A 5,028-nucleotide genomic window follows, 5' to 3' on the forward strand; every position below is an offset into this window, starting at 1 on the left:
TGTTTATGATAACAACGTGATCTCGATGTCAAAATCAGGCAACAACTACTATTATCTTCAGGATGAGCTTGGCTCTCCAATGTACATGACAGGTACAGACGGAGCTGCCGTAAGCGCATATGCTTTCGATGACTTCGGAAGAAATATCGATCCGTTTACCGGAAAGGTAAGAAACAACAGAAAACATAACGTGCAAAAACACGCTTACACAACAAGCGACAACATCGTTCAGCCTTTTGCGTTTACCGGTTATCAGGAAGATGAAGTGTCGGGTCTTAAGTTTGCTCAGGCAAGATTTTATAGTGCGGATAATGGCAGGTTTATTGGTGAGGATCAGGTTAGGGGATTTGAGCAAGTTCCAGAAACACAAAATCATTATTTGTACTGTTTAAATACACCGATAATAGCAATTGATAGAAATGGTAAGTTGCTACATTTACTTATAGGAGCAGCTGTTGGAGGCTTTGTAAATGGTGGATTGGAATATCTGGATCAGAAACTAAGCGGTGAAGAGATTGATTGGAAAAAGGTTCGATTAAGTGCCGCTCAAGGTGCTATTGAAGGAACAGCAATTGCAACTGGATGCGCAGGATTGGCGATGGGCGTGCAGTTTGTTACAGATGCAGTGTTTAATAATGCTAAGGACTCTCTTGATGGAGAACTTACTACTGAAGAAAAAATAAGTAATGTTATAGGTGCAGGAGTTAATGCATTAGCAGTTGGTGGTATGATGAAAGCTACAGGAATTTTAGCGAAGAATGCACCCAAAATTGCTAATAAACTATTTCAAAATGGTCAGCATCCTGTTTTAGAAAAAATTGCATCGGAATTTATTGCTCAAGGTGAAATGGTTAATGATGTAAATGGAATTAAAGATATAGCAAAAGGCATTGGGAAGAATACTTTAGATTCTATCGCGAAGTATGCATTTAGCTATGCGCCGGATGCAATGGAAGCTGCAAAAATGGTTTTTTGTTATACTATGCAAGAACATGTAATTGATTTTGCTTACAATAGAATAACCGCAGGGGTGGATAGTAAAATAGATAATTTGGTTAACCGCGTAGGTGGTATTGTATGTGAGGGATAGCCGTATAAATCAATTTTTATGTTTTGTGTAAAAATCGAGAAAAGAGAGTGTATACAAAATGAGTATAGATAAAGTGACAGTTAATAAACGATGCCTATATAGTATTTTAACTGAGATAGTGTTTTTGATGGCACTAATTTATCTGATTTATATAGGATATGATATACATATAATGAAATGGTTGCTGATTTTTGCTTTTATTTTTGTTGTGTTAAATATTCCATTTTTATTATCAATAGTAAATGAGAAGATTACTTTTTCTGCTGAAGAAATAATACATGTTTTGCCAACAGGGAAAGTGCAAATTTATCGTTGGGGAGATGTTTGTAAAATATATTTGGATAGTTGCGGACAATACACCAATTCGATGCTGATCATAAAGCTATATAATCGAAAAAAGATAAAGCTTCCATTTTATTTATCTAACTATGGTCTACTAAAAGATTTTTTTGTTGAACGTGGAATACTTGGAATGTATTCTGATAGTCCATTATATTACTATTCAAATATGGAGAATCAGTCGCGATATATGTTTGATAAAGAAAATACAGTGCAATGTTTTGGCGAAAGCAATGTGGATATTTCAGAAGTTATAAGTAAAGTGAAAAGTGATGATTATTTACTTGCGGCAGATATATTGAACCAAAAAACAGATATAGGTATGAATGAATCATTTTTATATATCAGACAAATGAAAGCAATAATATAAAAATCAGGCAATCCTTAAGATTTACGATTATGATAGGAGAGGAAACCAGACAAAGGAATTTATAAAAGGTCTCTTGCAGAAGAGCTTTACTTTTGATGCTACAAACATGCTCTCGAAAGTAGTTGACAGAGACAAGGGAGAACTTGAAAACTTCTACAATGGTCTTGGATTTAGAGTAGAGTCTACAAGACCTGAAGAAAGAATAGAGTATCTTTGCGATCTTTCAAAGGATTACTACAACCTTCTTGAGAGAACGGTAAACGGCGAAACAGAGAGCTTTGTTTATGATAACAACGTGATCTCGATGTCAAAATCAGGCAACAACTACTATTATCTTCAGGATGAGCTTGGCTCTCCAATGTACATGACAGGTATGGACGGAGTAGCTGTATCATCATATGCCTTCGATGATTTTGGAAGAAATATCGATCCGTTAACAGGAAAAGTACGTAACGACAGAAATCAGAATGCATCAAAGTACGCTTACACAACAAACGGTAATATCATTCAGCCCTTTGCTTTTACCGGCTATCAGGAAGATGAGGTATCGGGACTTAAATTTGCACAGGCGAGATACTATAAGGCAGAAGTAGGAAGATTCCAGTCAGAGGATAACGTAAAGGGATTCATTGACAGACCGTTTACACTCAATCATTATGGCTATTGCTTTGGCAATCCTATAGTTTTGGTTGATAATGATGGTAATTGGGCGAAATGGGTGACAAAAGCTGCGAATGCTGTTGGAGATTTCTATAGTGATCATAAAGAGATAATAAATGCGACAGCTATAACTGCTGCAGCGGTTGGTATAACAGTTGTGACCGGTGGAGCAGGTGCGGGCTTAGCAGTAGGAGTGTTAAGTTTGGCAGGAGGAACTGCTTTTGGAGTAAATGCAGCGATTAATGGAGAGAGTTTTGAAAAAGGAGCTGCAAGAGGGATGGCAGATACAGCTGTTTTAATTGGTTCTTTTGCAGCAAATCCTGGAGGCGCAGTATTAGGTTTTGGTGGACAAGTATTTACAGATGTGGTAAATGGTCAAATATCATCGCCCGAAACATATGCAGCTGCAACATTTGGAGGGGCAATAGCTAATTCTGGAATTCCTTTACAGAATACGGTTGGTGGATTAGCGGGCTCACTCATGAATGATATGTTGGCTAATGCTGTTACTGAGGATAAGGTTTCTATAAATGAAATGATTAGAAAAGCTAAATGGGGGGCAATTGTTGGTGCAGCATTTGATGGAGGAGCAGCATTGCTTAAAGGTTTTGTTCCAGGAAATGTTAATGCGATGAGAGAAGCTTTGAAGAATCCGTTGTGGTTTTTACGAGAATTTGATCCACGAAGTATGGGGACAATTATAGATGATATAGGTAGAGCTGCTTTTGGTATTAATGGAGGCAGTAATATTATTATGAATTATTTAGATGTTCTTTTTACAGGTAAAGCACAAGAGTGTTTAGATTAGTGAGGAAATATATTATGGAGTATCAGAATATATTTAATAAAAAGTTTTTGGAAATAATGATTTTTCTTGTAGTTGGTATTATTTCTGCTTTGTTCTTTTTGATCAATAATTCATATTGGGATAATTATGAGTTTTTGAGAAACAATAAGGCAGCAAGGGTGGCGTATAAATTATTGATACCTGCAATTGTTGCTATGCATGTGATAATGGAAGTGATACCTATAGTAAAAGATAAACCACTAATTGATGCAAACAATTATGTTGTTGGACATGGAGTAGCATCTCAGGAAGTGGTAAGCGGAGTGTTTGGCATTTCAAATTCTATAATGGTTGAAATTGATGGAACTGAGTGTGAATATAGTGTGGTTGGACACTATGAGAAAATAAAAAAGGAGATAAAGTTAAAGTTACCTCTTTACCACATTCAAAGTATGCGGTTATAGAGCTTGAATAAGCAAAATAGAGCAATGGTGTTATTGCTTAGGTTTAAATGCGGTAAAACGGTAGTTTCAGCATATAGTGAAGCTACCGTTTTATAATATAATAAGACTAAGCTCACATATCCTGACGGAAGGGTAGTTTCTTATAACTATGATGATAAGCTTCAGCTAAGGAGCATCATAGGAAACGGAGAAGAAACTACTTATGCTTATGATAATATAGGTCGTCTTTCAAAGAAGACTTTTGCAAATGGCGTAAGTCAGGCGTATACATATATGCCCGGTGGAAACCTTGAAAGTATGATTAGTACTGATATTGAGGGCGTACTTGATAAGTATTTCTATTCTTACGATAATTCGGGGCTCATAAATGGTATTGACAGGAGCAGACGTGGCCTTGACAAAGTATCAGGTAGATATGAATACAGTTATGATGCTATTGGACGTTTAACAAAGACAACACATGATGGAATAACAAAGGCAGCATATGAGTATGATGCTTTCGGTAACAGAACAGCAATGTCTGAGATTGTGCCGGATACAGAAGAAAGCATAAAGGCTTCTTACACTTACGATGTCCTTGACAGACTCGTAGAAGCTAAGGAACTTAATAACTCTCAGGCAATCCTTAAGACCTACGACTACGATAAGAGAGGTAACCAGACAAAAGAGTTCATAAACGGTCTCTTACAGAAGACCTTTACTTTTGATGCTACAAACATGCTCTCAAAGGTAGTCGATAAAGACAAGGGAGAACTTGAGAACCAATACAACGGACTTGGATTCAGGGTGGCATCTGTAAGACCTGAAGAAAAGATAGAGTATTTGTGCGATCTTTCAAAGGATTACTATAACCTTCTTGAGAGAACGGTAAATGGCGAGACAGAGAGCTTCATATATGATAACAACGTAATCTCAATGTCAAAGTCAGGAAATAACTTCTATTATATCCAGGATGAACTTGGATCACCTATGTACATGACAGGTACTGACGGAGCAGTTGTATCATCATATGCATTCGATGACTTTGGAAGAAATATAGATCCGTTTACAGGCAATATAAGAAACAATAACTCGAAGCATGCATACACAAAACAGGGCAATATAATTCAGCCATTTGCTTTTACAGGCTATCAGGAAGATGAAGTATCGGGGCTTAAGTTTGCACAGGCTAGATACTACAAGGCAGAAACAGGCAGATTCCAGTCTGAGGATAATGTAAAAGGATTTATTATTAGTCCGTTTACGCTGAATCACTATGGCTATTGTTGGGGGAATCCGATTAATCTTGTTGATAATGATGGAAATTTGCCTACAATTA

At 36.8% G+C, this 5,028-nt stretch carries 5 protein-coding genes; all 5 read left to right on the top strand.

Annotated elements, in window-relative coordinates; all coding sequences use genetic code 11:
* The coding region (locus DL92_RS19570; RefSeq protein ID WP_034469415.1) for an RHS repeat domain-containing protein at positions 1-1,090 on the top strand (1,090 nt) is incomplete at its 5' end.
* A gap of 58 nt (positions 1,091-1,148) precedes the next feature.
* The gene (locus tag DL92_RS0114790; protein WP_026668159.1) at positions 1,149-1,799 is read left to right on the top strand and encodes a hypothetical protein; all 651 of its coding nucleotides are present in this window, start codon (positions 1,149-1,151) and stop codon (positions 1,797-1,799) included.
* Between the two features lie 73 nt (positions 1,800-1,872).
* Positions 1,873-3,267 carry an RHS repeat domain-containing protein gene (locus tag DL92_RS0114795; RefSeq protein WP_026668160.1) on the top strand — a complete coding sequence of 465 codons (1,395 nt, stop codon included), beginning with the start codon at positions 1,873-1,875 and terminating at the stop codon, positions 3,265-3,267.
* 14 nt (positions 3,268-3,281) lie between these two features.
* Positions 3,282-3,710: a hypothetical protein gene (locus tag DL92_RS0114800; RefSeq protein WP_026668161.1), complete on the top strand. Its 429-nt coding sequence runs from the start codon at positions 3,282-3,284 to the stop codon at positions 3,708-3,710.
* A 297-nt stretch (positions 3,711-4,007) separates the two neighbouring features.
* Positions 4,008-5,028, top strand: a 1,021-nt coding sequence (locus DL92_RS19575; protein ID WP_305879431.1) for an RHS repeat domain-containing protein, incomplete at its 3' end; no start/stop codon positions are given.

The organism is Butyrivibrio sp. AE2005 (assembly GCF_000686965.1).
Classification (GTDB): domain Bacteria; phylum Bacillota; class Clostridia; order Lachnospirales; family Lachnospiraceae; genus Butyrivibrio; species Butyrivibrio hungatei_A.

Coding starts and splice junctions, on each gene's coding strand:
- DL92_RS0114800 (WP_026668161.1), top strand. CDS start 3,282: ATGGAGTATCAGAATATATTTAATAAAAAGTTTTTGGAAATAATGATT.
- DL92_RS0114790 (WP_026668159.1), top strand. CDS start 1,149: ATGAGTATAGATAAAGTGACAGTTAATAAACGATGCCTATATAGTATT.